This window comes from Undibacterium sp. Di26W, from assembly GCF_049340265.1.
GTDB lineage: Bacteria > Pseudomonadota > Gammaproteobacteria > Burkholderiales > Burkholderiaceae_D > Undibacterium.
In genome coordinates this window covers 29,181-46,921 of sequence record NZ_JBMPOR010000027.1, presented here as the reverse complement: position 1 = coordinate 46,921, position 17,741 = coordinate 29,181, and the positions used below count along the sequence as shown (strand labels likewise).

Annotated in this window: 13 protein-coding genes; 9 read left to right on the top strand and 4 right to left on the bottom strand. The window is 50.1% G+C overall.

What is annotated here, in order from left to right; translation table 11 throughout:
* Positions 1-6: 6 nt before the first annotated feature.
* A complete protein-coding gene (locus tag ACO0LM_RS24560; RefSeq protein ID WP_423040871.1) occupies positions 7-1,998 on the bottom strand; it encodes a hypothetical protein in 1,992 nt (663 codons plus the stop codon).
* 317 nt (positions 1,999-2,315) lie between these two features.
* Between ACO0LM_RS24560 and ACO0LM_RS24555 the strand changes: the two genes are divergently transcribed.
* Positions 2,316-3,020 carry a hypothetical protein gene (locus ACO0LM_RS24555; RefSeq protein WP_423040869.1) on the top strand — a complete coding sequence of 235 codons (705 nt, stop codon included), beginning with the start codon at positions 2,316-2,318 and terminating at the stop codon, positions 3,018-3,020.
* A gap of 207 nt (positions 3,021-3,227) precedes the next feature.
* Here the strand turns inward: ACO0LM_RS24555 and fusA are convergent, their stop codons facing one another.
* Positions 3,228-5,324 carry an elongation factor G gene (gene fusA / locus ACO0LM_RS24550; RefSeq protein WP_423040867.1) on the bottom strand — a complete coding sequence of 699 codons (2,097 nt, stop codon included), beginning with the start codon at positions 5,322-5,324 and terminating at the stop codon, positions 3,228-3,230.
* A 536-nt stretch (positions 5,325-5,860) separates the two neighbouring features.
* Between fusA and ACO0LM_RS24545 the strand changes: the two genes are divergently transcribed.
* The 5 genes from ACO0LM_RS24545 to ACO0LM_RS24525 all read left to right on the top strand — a co-directional run bounded on the left by ACO0LM_RS24545 (position 5,861) and on the right by ACO0LM_RS24525 (position 8,102).
* Positions 5,861-6,259 (top strand): hypothetical protein, encoded by a 399-nt coding sequence (locus ACO0LM_RS24545; RefSeq protein ID WP_423040865.1) that lies wholly within the window; start codon positions 5,861-5,863, stop codon positions 6,257-6,259.
* A gap of 33 nt (positions 6,260-6,292) precedes the next feature.
* The gene (locus tag ACO0LM_RS24540) at positions 6,293-6,682 is read left to right on the top strand and encodes a hypothetical protein (protein WP_423040863.1); all 390 of its coding nucleotides are present in this window, start codon (positions 6,293-6,295) and stop codon (positions 6,680-6,682) included.
* A gap of 20 nt (positions 6,683-6,702) precedes the next feature.
* Positions 6,703-7,101, top strand: coding sequence for a hypothetical protein (locus ACO0LM_RS24535; protein WP_423040861.1), 399 nt, complete (start codon positions 6,703-6,705; stop codon positions 7,099-7,101).
* 18 nt (positions 7,102-7,119) lie between these two features.
* Entirely contained in the window at positions 7,120-7,587 is a 468-nt protein-coding gene (locus ACO0LM_RS24530) for a hypothetical protein (RefSeq protein ID WP_423040859.1), read from the top strand.
* 179 nt (positions 7,588-7,766) lie between these two features.
* A complete protein-coding gene (locus ACO0LM_RS24525; protein WP_423040857.1) occupies positions 7,767-8,102 on the top strand; it encodes a hypothetical protein in 336 nt (111 codons plus the stop codon).
* Positions 8,103-8,239: 137 nt separating this feature from the next.
* On the opposite strand, the gene ACO0LM_RS24520 is transcribed toward ACO0LM_RS24525, so the two are convergent.
* Together ACO0LM_RS24520 and ACO0LM_RS24515 are read right to left on the bottom strand one after the other, a co-directional pair.
* Positions 8,240-8,716, bottom strand: coding sequence for a hypothetical protein (locus tag ACO0LM_RS24520; protein WP_423040855.1), 477 nt, complete (start codon positions 8,714-8,716; stop codon positions 8,240-8,242).
* Between the two features lie 14 nt (positions 8,717-8,730).
* Positions 8,731-10,422, bottom strand: a complete 1,692-nt coding sequence (locus ACO0LM_RS24515) for a SulP family inorganic anion transporter (RefSeq protein ID WP_423040853.1) — start codon at positions 10,420-10,422, stop codon at positions 8,731-8,733.
* A 128-nt stretch (positions 10,423-10,550) separates the two neighbouring features.
* Between ACO0LM_RS24515 and ACO0LM_RS24510 the strand changes: the two genes are divergently transcribed.
* From ACO0LM_RS24510 to ACO0LM_RS24500, 3 genes are all read left to right on the top strand, one after another.
* The gene (locus ACO0LM_RS24510) at positions 10,551-11,789 is read left to right on the top strand and encodes a DUF2252 domain-containing protein (protein WP_423040851.1); all 1,239 of its coding nucleotides are present in this window, start codon (positions 10,551-10,553) and stop codon (positions 11,787-11,789) included.
* A 386-nt stretch (positions 11,790-12,175) separates the two neighbouring features.
* Positions 12,176-13,150 (top strand): VirK/YbjX family protein, encoded by a 975-nt coding sequence (locus ACO0LM_RS24505; RefSeq protein ID WP_423040849.1) that lies wholly within the window; start codon positions 12,176-12,178, stop codon positions 13,148-13,150.
* A 482-nt stretch (positions 13,151-13,632) separates the two neighbouring features.
* The gene (locus ACO0LM_RS24500; protein WP_423040847.1) at positions 13,633-17,625 is read left to right on the top strand and encodes a response regulator; all 3,993 of its coding nucleotides are present in this window, start codon (positions 13,633-13,635) and stop codon (positions 17,623-17,625) included.
* Positions 17,626-17,741 lie beyond the last annotated feature (116 nt).

Sequence of the window (17,741 nt, the reverse complement as noted above, 5' to 3'; positions counted from 1 at the left end):
GCAGTATCAATTGTCTTGCAGTATCCCGCTCAACACGATATGCCTGTCAACAGGGCGCAGCCGCAATATATTTTGGTACAGGGCAATCATGGCATCACACTGCAAGGCTGGCTGGTTTGCATAAGCTGGCGGGTTGCCCACTATTTTCAACTGCTCCGTGGATAATTTTGTAGTGACTTGCAACAGACTGGTCTGGAATTCCCTGGATTGTTTTTTAATGACTTTGTCGCGTGGCGCTGATTTTAATGCGCTTTCCAGGAACTGCTTTTCCTTTTCCACTATGGCTGGTGGCAATGTGTGTCGTATATCCAGTTCAGATTTCAGCAATTGGCCGCAAGCTTGGGGGCTGACCTGTCTGGCTGCCTGCATTTGGTCTGTCATCAATTGAGCAAACAGGTCCAGGTGTTCGTCGTCCACGGTTTTGAGCAACTCTGCAAAAGCGGTAGTCATGTATTTGCGCACGGCATTTTGCATGGAAGAATCATTCGCGCCCTGTAGTTTCATTTTCCACAGGATATCGCTGACAGCATCAATTTTTCCCGGATAGTGGGCCTCATAGCCTTGCCATATCGTATTGCTTTTTAAAGTCAGTGCAATTTCGGCTTTTGAGCTCATGCTGGAAAAAGGACTGGTACTGGCTTCACCACCCAGAGAAATGCGGGTGATGACACGGGCGGCAATCATTTCTTCCCGGCTGGGGTACCACATATCGCTGGCCGGTGTCTGACCAATTTTTCTGACAAAGCTTTCCGGCAGATTGATGCTGCGATACTTGTCCAGCATCTTATTGGTGGCCGCAATCAAGGCGGCTCCTTCCAGACCTGGAAAGCTTGGCTGGTGGAAGCCAATTTTTGCATTCACGGTAGCGGCACGGTCCCTGCCAGCCAAAAATACGTAGGTGCAGGCACTGACACAGACAGCTTCCACATAGGTATCCAGTTTTCTCTCTCTGACCATGGCGGCGATATGATCTGCTTCCAGCAACCTGCCACCTTGCGAATTCAGCACGATGAATTTAATTTGTCCGGCTTTGCTCAGTTCTGCTGCAAATTTATTTGCACTACCTTCACCAAAGCTACCGCGCAAGTACAGTGAATCGCCCTTGGGTGAAGCGCTGATGTCGATTTTCGGCATGCTGTCTTTGCCCATTGCGATCAGCGCATATTCACGCATTTGCGGCCAGACTACGTCCCTGACTTTTTGACCAAGATAAATCACGCTGATGACGATCGATGCCTGCACCAGCAAGGCGACGCCGGTAGAGCCACCTCTGCGATTGTGTCTGGAGGCGGAACGCCAGACGCCGACCATTGCCCAGCTCCAGGCCAGCCCAGTCAGTATATAACTTGCGAGCCCAATCGCAGAAATCGTGCGCAGCGAGCTATCTCTCAGTTCGTTCAAACCCGTCAGGACGGTAACGACGATGCCGATCAGCAGGTTACCAATCACTACCCCGTTTAACCAATACGCCACACCCAGCGGCAATTCGCCGCGCCAATGTCTGAGAAAATAATTTCCCGACTGCTGCTGATCTGCATCATCGGCAAATTCTGTCGAAAAATCTTTGTTGATACGAGCTGCCAATGTCATTTCTGCGGCAGCCTGTACACCATGCTCTGCCGACGGCGCATCCTGGATGGCTGCCACTTCCAGTTCCAGAAAACGCCTGTTCATGGCAATGATATTGAGTACGAAGGGTGCGGAAAATATCAACAAGCCCACTAGCGTCTTGGCAAACAATCTTCCTTCAACGAACAGGAAGATGCCAGTCAGACCCAGCAAGATGATGCCGGCGATAGTGAATTTTTTTGCCCGGCTGATTTTGCTTGGGGTAGTGTGTTGACCCAGTGCCTGCCAGGGCAGGAAATAAGCGGCAGTCCATAGGCAAAAAGCCAGCAGCGCACCAATAAAGCCTGGGGTGTTATGTACGAGCTTGAACATGGACGTCGAACCGACACCGACAAGAATAATCAAGATCAACAGGTTGACAACGCGCATTGCCGTAATCATGAAGAGACTGAGCCTTAAGAAATTAAGAATGTATGCATAAAGCACGGCAGCATCGCATAAGATCAGTCCGCCAGCAAGCCTGGCAGACGACGCACTTTATTCATTATTGACGCAGCTTGATTTGTGACTTAATCTGCAAGTGTTTTTGTCATTTGCTGTTGTAGCGTGAAATGTTTGTACCAATGCGCGTATGAATGGTTTTACTGGTAGAGATTTTCTTGTTGGCAATATTTGTTGCAAAAAAATGGCAAATGCATGGGGTGTTTGCCGTACCGGATTCACAACTTGTTCTTGAGTGACACGCCATGCAAACAGCACAGCCATTGAATGTATCTAAATCACCGATCTACTTCTTCCTGTTGTTCCTGGTTGTACTGATAGGATTTTATCCATCCTATTTCGCCAGATTGACCCAGCTCGATCCCAAGCATCACTTCCATGCCATCCTGGCGACCGGCTGGATGTTGATGTTGGTAGTACAAAGCTGGCTTGCCAGCAGGCGGAAGATTTATATTCACCGCACCATAGGCAAGTTATCCCTGGTCATCGTACCTTTGTTCATCGTGTCCGGCATCATGATCATGCATACGATGCTAGCCAGCCATGGTGGGTTCACCAAGGCGTTTGGCAGTCGTCTCGCCTTTGTTGATATGACGACGTTGCTGGGCTTTGCACTGGCTTATGGCTTGGCCATTCATTTCCGCACTAATCGTGCCGTACATTCACGCTGGATGGCGTGTACAGCCCTGCTGGCTTTGCCGCCAGCGGTAGCCCGTGTGTTCCTGAATTTTATTCCTGGCATCGATTCTTTTCCTGCGGCTTTTCATGCCGCGTATTTTGCTACCGAGATACTGTCAGTGATATTGATTGCAAACGACATTAACCTGAAGAAAGCAAAAACACCGTATTGGATGGCGCTTGGTGTACTGCTGGTTCAGCATGTCAGTTTTTTGCTGTTACAACAGTTTCCTGCCTGGACTGCGTTCACGAATTGGCTGGGTAGCCTGTAGATTGATATCTGATCTTGGGTCAGGGGGGGCGAATCACTCACTTGTGGACTGAAGAACTTGACACCATCGCGTCATGAAGCGGTGAAAAATTCGCTGGATGCTTGAATGAAAAAAGCCAGAGCGTCAGCCCTGGCTTTTTCCATACTACCTAGCAGACAGCAAGTCAGCTAAAAATCCAGCCCACTCGTCATCCACATTCAACACGGCCTATACAAACGAAGCCTCTTCCACATCACAAGCTGCATGACGTGCATACACGGCACTCGCAAATGCCCTGCCTTGCGACAGCGAACGCAGGTCAGTCGTATGACCGAATAGCTTGGTCAAAGGCACATCTGCCACCACTTCAACACGACCGGTGTTTTCTGTGATGCCCAAAACGCGGCCACTGCGTTTTTGCAAGTCACCGATGACGTCGCCAGTGTTGATGGCGGGGGCATCGACGGTTACTTTCATGACGGGCTCGAGCAAGACCGGGGTGGCCTTGCGCAAGCCTGTCAGCACGGCTTCTTTGGCGGCGATGATGAAGGCCATTTCGTTACTGTCAACTGCATGGAAATCACCATCAAGCAAAGTGACTTTGACGCCAGTCACTTTTTGCCCCAACGGGCCTTGCTGCAGAGCCTGCTGCACACCTTTTTCAACAGCCGGGAAAAACGCCGTGGGTATCACGCCGCCTTTGACGACATTGGCAAAGGCAAATTCACCGTCTTTGGCATCCAGCAATTCCAGCCTTACAACGACGCGGGCATACATACCTTTGCCACCGTTTTGTTTGTCCAGCTTGCCTTCTGCTTCGACCATGGACAGGCCCATGGTTTCCTTGTACGCCACATGCGGTGCGCCGACACGTATGTCCACCGCAGCTTCACGGCGGGCGCGTTCCAGCACCACATCCAGATGCAATTCACCCATGCCCCACAGCACAGTTTCACCGGTTTCGGCATCACTTTCCAGCCGCAAGGACGGATCTTCACGACGGAACTTGTCCAGCACTGCCAACATCTTTGCCCGGTCTGTGCCATTACCAGGTTCTACCGCCAGCGCCACTACCGGTTCACCGGCATGGATGGTTTCCAGCGTCCATGGCTGCGCCTTGCTGGCCAGGGTTTGCCCGGTCAGCGCATCTTTCAGGTTGGCGATGGCGATGATGCTGCCGGCACCAGACTGCGTTGTGCCTGTGCGTTCATCTGCATGCACGACATACAGACGCCCGATACGTACAGATGTATCCAGGCTGGCATTCCAGATGGTTTCACCTTCATGCAGGCTACCACCGTAAATGCGCACAAAGGCGAGCGAGCCATGTTCATCATGCGTGACCTTGAACACCAGTGCAGCCAAAGGATCGGCATCACCCGTGGCCACAGTCACACGGTCACCATTCAGCGTTGCAACAGGCGCAGCGCGGTCATCCGGTGCGGGCAGCCAGTCAATCACGGCATCCAGCAACGGTTCTATGCCTGCGTTTTTATACGCAGAGCCAGCCAGCATGGGCACGGCTTTCCTGGCAAGCGTCAGGGCACGCAAGCCTTGCAGAATACCTGCATGGCTCAGTGTGTCATTGGCCAGATAGGCATCTGTCAGCGCATCATTGGCTTCTGCCGCTACCGAGGCTGCATAGGCGTACGCAGCCTGTGCCTGTGCCTGCAATTCTGCTGGCAAAGCCGATACCGTCATGCTGCCCTTGGCATCCCATTGCAAGAAACGCTGTTGCAAGACATCAATGACGCCTGTGAATTCATCCGCAGCACCAATCGGTATTGCCAACGGCACGGGGCGAGCGCCAAGATGCGTGCGCACCTGTTCAGTGACACGGGCAAAGTCGGCGCCGACCTGATCCATCTTGTTGACGAAGATGATCATGGGTACGCCATGTTTTTCGGCCTGATGCCAGACCGTTTCAGTCTGTGGCTGTACACCGGCGACGCCGGACAGAACCGTGATGGCACCGTCAAGCACGCGCAACGAGCGTTCAACTTCAATCGCAAAGTCAATATGGCCCGGGGTGTCAATCAGGGTGAATTCGTGGCCGTTCCAGACGCAGCGGGTCGCCGCTGCACCAATGGTGATGCCACGTTCTTTTTCCAGGTCCATATGATCCATGGCCGCATTGCCTTCATGGACTTCGCCAGTACGATGGATTTCGCCGGTTTTAAACAGGATGCGTTCAGACAGCGTGGTCTTGCCAGCGTCTATGTGGGCGATGATGCCAAAGTTGCGCCAATGCTTACGCAAATGAGGATGGGCATTCGCCTTAAAGTTAGCCTTGTTGGTTGCGGCACGGGGTGTGATGTTCGTCATGATGATCTTTCCATAGCGAGCGGTCGTGAATTGTCTGGGGTGACAGCGCCGCGGGGCCATGCGACCACCCTTGTTTCAGTGGTCCCGCGCGCGTTCTACATCGGCTAACTTCATGCTATATGGCTCCTCAAAAGAGAGTGTGTGGTAAAACTGTGATGCAAAGTGCTTACTAAAGTGGTGCTTTGTGATTGGATATCAAGGGCAAAAACAAAGTACCAGAAAACAAAAAAGGCCCATGTGGGCCTTTGTTTTTACTCTTAACAGAGTTTCAACGGGCACACATCAGCGGCCCCGGGATGTCATCCGACATGCCGGGAGGGCGTAGGTAAAAAAGAGTATGCTCAGCGTTTTCATCCTTGCAGGATAGTCCTGTTTTTGTGGCTTGTCAAATGGAGGTAATAAATTTCTAACATGACATAAATTTCATAAAAGCCATCGTCTTAAATTGATAGCTTTTGTGCGATAGTCTCGAATATATAATTTTATTATGGCATGATGTTGTGCCAATCTATGCTGGCTTCGCAGGGCAAGCAACCATGAAAAACATCGCAGATATAGTTGCAGCAGGCAAGCAACGTACTAGTTACCTTGAAATTCTTGACTTGGCTTCTTCAGTCGTAGAGGATGAATTTCGCAATATCACCTATACCTTTATTACTCCGGTGGCGACGATACGGCTCTTCGACTCTACTCTTGACGGTGATATCACTCTTAGTGTTTATGTTGCAGGTCAAGATTCGCCTTTATTGCATCTGGAGCTCATCGGCTGCGAGCTCATCAGCGCCGTCGATGACAAGCGCGGCAAGTACCTGGACTTTTTAGGACAACTGGCGATTGGTGAGTCCTCGCGGGGCTGCTCGAGAAAAGAGGCTGGATTCAGACTTTATCTGGAACCTTTTGTACGGCTGGAGCCGTATTTTAATAGTGGCGCTTGATTTTTCAATTTAAAAGCAATGATGATATCTCGCATGGATAGAGAATACGACTATGGCTTTGACCGCTTAATGGAGGCAGTGCGTTACGCTCCACATACGGTTGCCGGTTTGGTGAATGCAGAACCAGAATTGCTGACTTGTAAAAATTTAATAAACGAAACCGTCATGCACTGGTTTGTCGTTGAAAATGATATCGAGAAAGTTGAATTGCTGAGCGCTTGTGGTGGTCAGGTATCCGAATATGCATTGACCCAAGCTTGCAGTCTGGGACATGTGGATATGGTTTATCTGTTACTGGGGACAGGCGTGATTCCCGATGTAAATTCTTGTCGCATTGGGTTGAAATTGAATCCCGCTTTACCCAGAAAAACAGTCATAAAAATGCGTAGAGCGTTGCATCGGTATGGTTATATTTTGGGATAAATATTCTTCATGAAAAACAATTGCAACGACGCTGTATTTTTTTATTATTTCATATCGCTATCATTCTGGTTTTGACTGGTGGTCAGCTTTTTTGCGTGCATTGGTCTTTTCCCGAAAGAAATGCATTTGGTCGCCTGCTGGCACACCCCGGATTATCGATGCTGCATTTATTTTTTTCTTCCAGTCTTTTGACTTTATTCTGGCTCAAGAATGAGAAAACATACAAACTCATGTTTGGTATGGCACTGGCTGCATGTATTTATGGTGCTTATCTTTGTTTGGCTTATGCAATAGGTATTGATTTTCTGTTGATATTTGGTGCCATCAGAATCATGCGTTTTAGCGCACCGGTGGCATTGCGTGGTGGAATCGGCATATTTTCCAAGCCCGTCCATCGTGCCGACGAAAACGGGAAATAAATTGGAATCATGGTTAAGATGCAAACCCAATCCCGATCTGGCTACCATGTCATTGTATGGACGGAGGGCTTTGATCCTTCGCTGACGCCCATGCTCACTGCTTTTCCTGAATTGATAGTCGGATACCGTATTGTTATCGCCTCTTGCGATAGTGGTCCCTTCCAACCAGATCAGTTAGATTTGGTTCAAGGTTGGACCCTTCACGATACAATGGCAATCAGCCCGCAGGTGAAAAATGTCTCTGATTTACCTACACCAGGCTTTGATGAGTGGTATGTGTATGATGGTCAGGCGCGTTTTGAATATCACGCGTCGTTTGTCAATCGTTATGGCTTTTCTCCGCTAGATGAAAGCTGTGAATATGCAAACGATTTTTGGCGGCAAGTCGGGCAATACCAACCTTTGCATGTGTTGGGGACGGGAGCACCAGCGATGTTTGTCGTTACCAAAGACGAAGATGTGTTTAAGCGGATACAAAGCATTTAAGTGAAAATCTCAATCCATCATTCGTGCAGAAGAAATGTTTCTGGTCTGCCTTTGTTCCCCCCCTAAACATCATGGTATATGTGATTGAAGACTGCACCGTTAGCATACTCAGCATTTGAAATAGCACTCAGGCGTAGCCTTGATTTAGGCCTTAAATAAAATGAAGAGGATAGACCAAGATGCCCGAAATAAATCACTTCATCAATACAACCCCTGTGCGCATGATCTCTCACAGAATCCCGTACGAGCATGGTCCTGTCATTCATGTTGATATCTGCGAAGGTGAACATGTCATCGCTGCAGCACGCCTTATGCCGCCCTACCACCGCAGCATGTTGGAAATTGCAAACAAGAAAACAGAATCCGGGATTGAGTGGGAAGTATTGACACTGTTTAGCTCAGGATCTCTGCCATTGACACCGGGGCGGGTTTTAGAGCTCAGGCGTATCATGGAAGCAAATGGATTTCACAAAATCACACCTATGTACCAGCACCCAGCAGATGTAGCAGTTTGATCTGCACCAGATTTTATTTGTAAGGGTGCCATGCGCACGAGATTCATAAAAAATTTGACGTGTGTAATACGAATTGGTGCGCGCGGCGCACCCTACCAGAGTGGCCAACAGAATTACGCCTCAGACTTCGCATCCCCTCACATAAACAGTGTCTTGTGACGCAAATAATTGCGATAAACGATCTTGAAGTCATCAAGATTTCTGTTGTCATCCTGAATCAGCAAGTCGCGGATTTCGCAGTTTTTATCGTCGATTTTGTAAACCCAGAAATCCAGTATCACTTCGGGGTGGTCTTGTGAAACGATAGAGACACCTTTGCCACCGCCGACGAAGTTGGAATACTGGTAGACCATGAATTTTCCTTTCAGGATCTTTTTATCGATCTTGAATCCATCCAGGATCTTTGCCGCGTTTTCTTCCTCTGCTGCTATTTCAGTGCGCGCATTCACGTACCTGTTCAGGAATTTTCGCAGATGAATGACTTCTGCAGTTTTATAGGATTTGCTATAGCCCGCTAGCTGATCTTTATTCAGATTCAGCTCTTTCACTTCTTGTGCCTGACTGGCAAGGGGAAGCATGAAAAGGGATAACAACAGGATTTTTTGTAAGGTCATTTTTTTGTCAATTTTTAGTGGGTCGTAATTACCTGCTCGTGTTTCATTGCGTCTTGCTGTGGCTCGTGCAGATCATTTTTCTGGTTTAAATATTTTTCCTGCGCGACCACAACCACGTCATCCACACTGAGTTCACTGCTTGGCACTATGTTTGAGTGTTCGATCAGCGCGCTTTGCAAGACCTGGCGTGATGCACTTTTCAGGCGGGCAAACATCAGGTGTTTTTTCTGGTTCTGAAGTGCCGCACAAAAATCAGCGATGGCTTCCACGCTGGAACTGTCCAGATCGGGAGATTCTTCCAGGCTGAGAATGACGACCTTTATATTGTCAGCGGCAGTGAGATATTTTTTTGCCTGTGCCATGGTGCGTTCTGCATTGGCAAAAAACAAGCCAGCTTCGGGACGCATGATGAGTATGCCGGGGATGCTCAGGGCGTCCGGATAATCTGTCTTGCTGACAAAATCATGGCCACCGCGCAGACGACCAAGGACTGAGATATTGGATTCTGCCAGCTTGCGTAGCAACATCAGCAGGCTTACGCCGATGGCAACCAGCAAGCCATCCAGCACGCCCAACAAGAGTACGGCAACCACAGCACCGACGGCAACGAATCGGTCGCGGCGCATGGCGAAATAAGGTGTAAAGGCTGACAGGCGCAATGAATGACTGACTGCGTGAATAACGATGGCGGCCAGTATCGGGGATGGCGTCAGCGCGATAGTGGGCAGCATGGTCAGGATGACGAGCAGCAAGCCCACGGCTGCAGCCCAGCCGGCCCATTTCGATTGCGCGCCATAGGCTTCGTTGGCTGCGGTGGCAGAAAATCCGGCGCCAACCGGCATGCCCTGGAAAATACCGGACATCAGATTTGCCGTGCCCAGGGCAAACAGATCGCGATTGGGCGATATGATGTCGCCATGCTTCATCGCAAAATTGCGTACCGAGCTATAGGATTCGGCATACAAGATCAGCAGCACGGCGATACTTAATTCGCCGATGCGCAGCCACTGTACATAGGTCATGGTGGGCAGAATGGGAACTTGCAAATCCAGATCAATCTGGCCAACGAAGCTGACACCATACTGTTCCAGTCCCAGCCATTTTCCGGCGAGGATGCCCAGAAAGATCACCACCAGGCCAGCGGGCATATACGGTATTTTTGCCAGTCCAAACAAGAGTAGCAAGGCCAGCAGACCTACTGCGACGGAAGCCCAGTTCCAGGCATTGATTTGGCTAGCCAGTTCGTAGGCAAACCGTATCATGTCGGTATGGTGGGTATGTACGCCAACCACATGCGCAAACTGTTTGAAAATGATGACAATGGCCAGGCCGAATGCAAAGCCGCGCAAGACGGGTTTGGCAATAAAGTCTGAAATGCCGCCCAGACGTGCCACGCCGGCAAAAATGAAGAAAACACCGGTTAATAACACCATACCAGCGGCAACCAGCAGACGCAGACCGGTATCACCGTTCGACAGGGCAGCAGTAGCCGATGCCAGCACCGCTGCCGATGACGAGGTTGCCGCAACGATGGCAAAGCGGCTGCTGCCGATCAGTCCGTAACAAACCAGGCCGGCAAATAGTGCCACTATCCCTGCCTGTGGCGGCAGGTTGGCGATACTGGAATAGGCAACGGCTTCAGGAAGCAAGAGGCCAGCCAGGGATAAACCTGCAACGATATCTGGCCAGGCCCAAGGGGTTTTCATATTATTTTTCTGGAGGTAATTTGGTTTTTATCTGTTCTAGTATAAGCTTTGTCTATTCGATAATAGTTATTAATGCTTATTTGATGCTCATTTAATACATTACTAAATGTGGTTACGAGCCACTTTGAATGATTGACGTCTATGAAAGCCTGCCTATCATGCTTGATCCATGCCAAAGAATTTTTTCTTACAATTCAGGACGTGACCCTGAAAGACTGAAAATGAAGTATGCCAATATGCGGCATAACGCCTTCGTTTTTTTACGTGGCAGTTGTCATCTCTTTTATGATCGCCTGGCAGAAGACAAGGCCGTGCCACGCACGCCGCTGGTATGGTGTTGCGGTGATTTGCACCTGGAAAATTTCGGGTCCTATAAGGGCGATAACCGGCTCAGCTATTTTGATATCACCGACTTTGATGAATCAGCCCTGGCACCGCTTGCATGGGATTTGCTGCGGTTTGTGACCAGCGTGCAGGTGGGGGCGCAAAGCCTGGGATTGAAAGCATCCCAGGCAAAAGCGTTGGCCAGGAGCTTCTTGATGGCATACAAAAAGACGATGTGTACAGGCAAAGGCTATTGGGTAGAAAGGGATAATGCGGATGGTCTGGTCGGTCAATTGCTGGAAAAATTGCGCAATAGACAAAGGACAGCATTTCTTGATCAGCGTACTGTATTGAAAGGAAACCGCAGGCGTTTGCGTATGGATGGCAAGAAGGCCTTGCCAGTCACTCCTGAACAACGGGAAAGAATAAGCGCTTTCTTTGATGACTATGCCAGGCAACAGAGCAATCCCGAATTCTTCAAACTGGAAGACATGGCCCGGCGCATAGCCGGCACCGGTAGCCTGGGTGTGGATCGCTACATCATTCTTGTACAGGGCAAGGGCGGGCCAAATGGCCATTATTTGCTGGATTTGAAAGAAGCCCTGCCTTCATCATTGGTGCCGCATTTGAAAATAAAACAGCCTAAATGGAAATCAGAAGCAGAGCGTGTGGTTACCTTGCAGCGACGCTTGCAAGCCGTGTCGCTGGCTTTTCTGCAGCCTGTCAAGGTAGAGAAAAAAGCGTATATCCTGCGTGCACTGCAACCAACTGAAGACCGTGTTGTGCTTGATCATTCGGTCAGCTCATTGGATGAGCTGGACAATGTTATGCAATGGATGGGCTGTATCGTCGCCTCTGCGCATGTCCGTGGTTCTGGCCGGCAGGGGTCGGCAATCAATGATGAGTTGATTGCATTTGCAGAAAAAAATAAATGGATCGATGCTATGTTGACCCAGGCGGCACTTTGCAGCAAACAGGTCAACAAGGACTGGAAGGCATATAGCAAGGCATTTGATCTTGGATACTTCAGGTCTGCGGTGTAGCCTGGAAAGCGTCTGGAAAAGCCCCCGGGGAAGCCGCAATGACAGTTGTGGCAGAAAAACCTCCTAATCGTTTCCCAGCAAACTTCCTCATCCGACAACATGGGTTAGTGGCTGTTCTGCGATGTCGCCTCAATGTTTCTTAAAAGCAATTTCTATACTTTATGTTACAAACTGGCTTCTATAGCCAACAAATCTGCTACTCTGCATCCATCCAAAAATCCATTTAGTTGTCGCAAAGCAGGTTTGTGGAACAGTTTTCAGGCTATTTTCTGTTAATTTTATACAAATTAGTGACAAAATGACGACAAAATTACTGTTGCATACTGCTGTCATTTTCGGATACATTCAGTTACATTGATATACGTTAAGATGCAAATGGTGCAGCTGTGAATATTTTGAATTGGCGAGAGGTATGGCATGCCTACCAGTCTCATGAAGAACCTGCAGTAAAACAGACTCAACAATCGGCATCATTGCTGGATAGTTTGCGTTGGGCCGTGCATCTGCGCCTGACAGACAGCAATAGCCATTTCAAGAGTAAATGCCTGTTTCTGTTGCGTAGCGGTCTGCGACCTCGCACCAGCCTGGCCTGGTACGCTTATCTGCATCAGACTTATCTGCGCAAGGTCATACGCAAGGACATTGCATTGCTGGATGCGATACACCGCCCTTTCTTTGATCGCAACATCGGCCCGGATTCACGCTTGTCGCTGATGCAGAACCATTTTCATTTATCCTGTATTTTATTTGGCAAAAATGTGGCGCAAGACCTGCTCGCAGGTAAGGCCTTTGATATTGCCAGCCTGCAGGGTAAAAATCAGGAACAATATCGCCTGAGCCTGTTTCGCTGCAGTTCGTTCAAGCGTGAAGGTGGATTGACGCTGGGCCTGTTTCAGGGAGCGCATTTGCTGCAATGTCTGAGTTTTTCATTCGATCATCAGCAGCAGCAAGTATCAATACGTGTAGGTGGCGTGCAGTCCTGCAAGCAGGATGCGCGTGAATTGATACGTGTTTGTACCAAGAGCCTGCATGGCATACAGCCGCGTTTGCTGCTGATAGAAGCCTTGCGCTGCATCGCGCAGGAATTGAATTGCGTGACGATAGAATGCATCGCCAAAAAGAATCATATTTATCAATCCTGGCGCTACCGGTTCAGTAAATGCATACGCGCCGAATATGATGCTTTGTGGCAGAGTGCCGGTGCCATACCGCACAGTAACGGCAACTATCTGCTGCCGCTCAGCGTAGAAGAAAAACCCTGGTCGGCCCGGCCGAGCAATAAACGCAGCGAATATCGTGCGCGTGATGTGTTGACAACGGACATGCGCAAGGACATTGCACAAAGCCTGGCCGCAACCTGATTTCATATTGCGTTTGGCCAGCGATGCTTGCAGCATGAAGCGCTTTTCGCCCGATTCGCGCCTGAAAAACGGAAATACATGCAGGAACGAACGCATGCCGTTGTGTGCAAGCTGCGTCATTCAAGACATGGAGCCATTCTGGGCTTTTAGAACCTGTTTACGATCTTAAGCGCGGGCGCAATCGGAGTCCACGCGGGGCTCATGCGCTGCTCAAAATGCTCATGGTCTTAAGTACATTCCGCTTTTTGCGCTGCTCTTCACTCCCGCTGACGCTCGCTCGCTACAGATCGTAAACACGTTCTTAGTCAAAACTTACCGAAAAATCATCTTTTCTTTCCGTTTCTCCCTTGTTCTGCCTTATTCTCTATTAATATCATGTAAACTTAAACGCAAAGCAAGATGCGTTGCCTGATATCCGGCATCTCAGCCGCCCAGCTATCACCATATCAAAAGCGCTGCACTACATACGGAGAACGAGCTTGATGAGTGCTCAGCAATATCCGCCGTTGGCAGTAAACTCTATGGTACAGGCCAGCCTGCTGTACTTTGTGCTGGCCGTGGCGGGCATGTTGTTGTCACGTAATGCGGAGAGTGTTGCCATTCTCTGGTATGCCAATGCGGTCGCCGTTGCCTATCTGTGCGACCAGCCTCTCAGGCGCAATGGTCCCCTGCTATTGTTTTTCGCCGCTGCCAATTTCAGTGCCAATATGTTGCTGGGGGATGGTTTGCTGCTGTCGGGATTGTTTACACTCTCGAACGGAATTGAAGTCCTGCTGGTCAGCTATACCCTGCGCAGTGCCGATCTGGTGAAAGATTTTGACAAAGCTGGCAGCAAACTGACCAAGCTGATCTTGCTGGGATTTTTCTTGCCTTGCGCCTGTAGCGCGACCATTGGTGCGGCGCTGGCTACATGGGCAGGAATGGGAAACTTCAGCCATATTTTCCCCACCTGGTATGTCGGGGCCACGCTGGGTCTGGCCCTGATCTTTCCCATGATGCGCATGGCGATGCGTCATACGGCGGCCGCCTGGTCGGCCAACATTCAATGGTGGAGGGTTGTCCGTTACGCCCTGCCTACCGTTGCCATGGTGTTTGTGGCACTGACATTCTTGCCGTTTCCTTTTGTGTATGTGCTGGTTGCGCTGACTTTCGGCATACAAAAACTCAGCTACGAAGAATCGCAGTTGCTGATCGTACTGACGGTTACCAGTTTGGGGCTGATGATTTCACTGGGGCACTTCGTGTCACCCGACATTGAGTCCAACTGGCAGCTTTTTTTGGTGTATTTGCCGGTGCTGATTACCGCCATTCCACCCATGATATTGTCTGCCAGCCTGAATGAGGGGCGTATCAAGGAAGCTGAACGCCTGCAATTTGCGGTTGAATTATCAAACAGTCAGGCGGCCCTGCAAACCGTGATTGATCACATGCAAGCCATGATTGGCTATTGGGACGTCGATTTGAAAAACCGTTTTGCCAACGGTGCCTATAAAAAATGGTTTGGCTTTGATGCGCATGCCATGCAGGGCATGCACATACGTGAATTAATAGGGGAAGACGGTTTTCAGCAAAGCTGGTTTCATATCCAGGCAGCGCTGTTAGGTGAGTCGCAATTATTTGAGCGCACCATCGTCGATACGGAAGGTGAAAAAAAACATGCGCTGATTTCGTATATCCCGCATGCGCTGGATGGTGTGGTGCATGGCTTTTATAGCTTCGTGACAGATATTACGCAATTGCGGCAGGCACAAATGCAAGAAATACTGGCGCGCGCCAAGCTCACCAGCATGTTTGAAGCTGCCAGTGAATTTGCCATTATCGCCACCGATACTGTGGGCAATATCCAGATTTTTAGCAAAGGTGCCGAACGCCTGCTAGGTTACCGGGCCGATGAAGTCATCAACCAGCGACCCAGCATCGAGATACATCTGCGTGAAGAAGTGCGGCTGCGTGGCAAGGTACTGAGCGCCGAAATGGCCTATCAGGTATCTGGCTTCGAAGTGTTTGTTGCCAAGGCACGCATGGGCCAGTCTGAAGTCCAGCAATGGACGTATGTCACCAAGCAGAGGCAGCACATACCTGTCAGCCTGGTTGTCAGTGCCATACGCAATGACAAGAACGAGATAGAAGGTTTTCTTGGCATTGCTTCCGACATCAGTCGCCAGAAGCAACTGGAAGCTTCGCTGATTGCCGCCAAAGAGCAGGCCGAAATGGCCAGTCGTGCCAAATCTGAGTTTCTGGCAAACATGAGCCATGAAATCCGTACGCCCATGAATGCCGTATTGGGCATGAGCTATTTGCTTAACAAGACAGAGCTGTCTACGGTACAAAGAAATTATCTGAACATGATACGTTCTTCGGGACAGTCCTTGCTTAGCATACTGAATGATATTCTGGACATTTCAAAGATCGAGGCGGGTCGCATCGAGTTGTCACCGACACGGTTTTTCCTGAAAGACGTGCTGAGTGCTTTGGCGAATATGATGTCAGTGAATGTCGGTGAAAAAAACCTGGAACTATCGCTGGGTATCGATGCCGGTGTACCAGGCGAGATGATAGGCGACGCCTTGCGCCTGCAACAGATATTGATCAACATCATAGGCAATGCCATCAAATTTACCGAAAGCGGTGAAGTGTCGCTGCTGGTGCAAAAGCAGGAACCGGCGGAAATAGCAGATAACGCAGATAGCGCAGCACTGCTGATACAGTTTATCGTGCGCGATACCGGCATAGGGATGTCGGCCGAACAGATAGGCAGATTGTTTACCGCCTTTGAACAGGCAGATGCATCCACCTCGCGCCGCTTTGGTGGCACAGGACTGGGGCTGGCTATTTCCCGCCGGTTTGTTGAATTGATGGATGGTTCCATCGAAGTCAGCAGTATCGAAGGGCAGGGGACCGAATTCCGTGTCAGCATACCCATGCTGCCGGTTGTCAGTGATGCCGATGCTCCTGTGGGTATGCAGCGCATGTCGGGCACTGTACAAGCCCAGGGCAACTTGCAGCACATCCGGAAGATACTGGTGGTCGACGACAATATTACCAGTCGTACCTACATTGCCAAGACCATACAGGCCTGGGGCTGGCAGGCTGACGTGGCGGCATCCGGTGCCGAAGCCATACAAAAAGTCCAGACACTGGTGAATACCGATGCCGCCTATAACGCTATCCTGATTGACTGGCATATGCCCGAACAGGATGGCCTGGAAACCGTGCAGGTGCTCGATAAGCTGCTGGCAGAAACCCAAATGCCGAAAGTACCGCTGATATTGATGAGCAGTGCCTATGACCGCAGTGCATTGGTACTGGAAAACACCCGGCGCAAGCCGGATGCCATCTTGCTGAAGCCGGTGACGGGGTCCAGCCTGTACGATATCTTGCAAGAAACCTCCGGACATGCCAATGGGGCAGGGGGATTCAGGCAGGTGCCGGTCGTTGGCCAGGGCAGCTTTGCCGGTGCCCGCATCCTGCTGGTGGAAGACAATAAATTCAACCAGATTGTTGCTGCCGAAATTCTGGAGCAGGCAGGTATCAGCATAGAGATAGCCAACAACGGCAGCGAAGCGGTTGAACTGCTGAAAACCTCAGCTGATCGTTTCGACCTGGTGTTGATGGATGTGCAAATGCCTATTATGGATGGCTGGACAGCGACCGAAGTGTTGCGCAAGGAATACGCCCTGCAACTCCCCATACTGGCGATGACCGCAGGCGTCATGCAGGCTGAACGCGAACGCTGTCTCGGTGTCGGTATGAATGACCTGATTTTCAAGCCCATCGATGTTGAGCAAATGATGGCTGCGCTGGCGCGTCATTTACCGCGGGCTGCAGTCAACGTCGATCAGGCATTGCCTGTGCCGCAGCAGAGTGGTGCGCCTGCCGGTACAGAGCCGGGTATTTTTGACCCGGTCAAATTGCTGTCCCTGGCCAAGGGCAACCCGGCCATCATCAAGACCCTGTTGGCTGCCATTGAAAACATGACGGGTGTTGCGCAAGTCGAATTTGGCAAGGCAGATCATTGCTGGCGTGAAGGCAATGCCGTGCAGGCCGCCCGCATTTTGCATACCTTGCGCGGCAGCATAGGTACACTGGGGGCCAATGAATTTGCGCAAAGCGCGCTCAGTCTTGAAAATGCCATCAACAGCAATCAGCAAGATCTGGTTGAAACTTTGTTTATCGTGGCAAAAGCCAGGCTGGATCAGGTTGTTGTCAGCGTGAGCGACTGGCTGAAGACGCAACGTCAGGATGAAAAAGCTGAGCAGCCTGTTGCAACAAAAACACAGCCAGACCGCTTGAAGCTGGCCGAACTCAAAACCCTGCTGACAACCCAGAATATGCGGGCCAGCGAATTACACCAGATAATGTACACAGACCTGTCTGTCTGGCTGACGGAAGAAGGACGCCAAAAGCTGGATGACGCCATGATGCAATTGGATTTTCAGGCAGCGCTGCATATCTTGCAACAGCAGGAACTGTAATTTCATTGCTCTATGAACATTTTTTAATGGATGATGCATTTGCTGTTATGCTTGGAAAATACGATTAAAACCACGCTCAGCCATGGTCTGATATTTTAAGCTTATGCCGACACCCA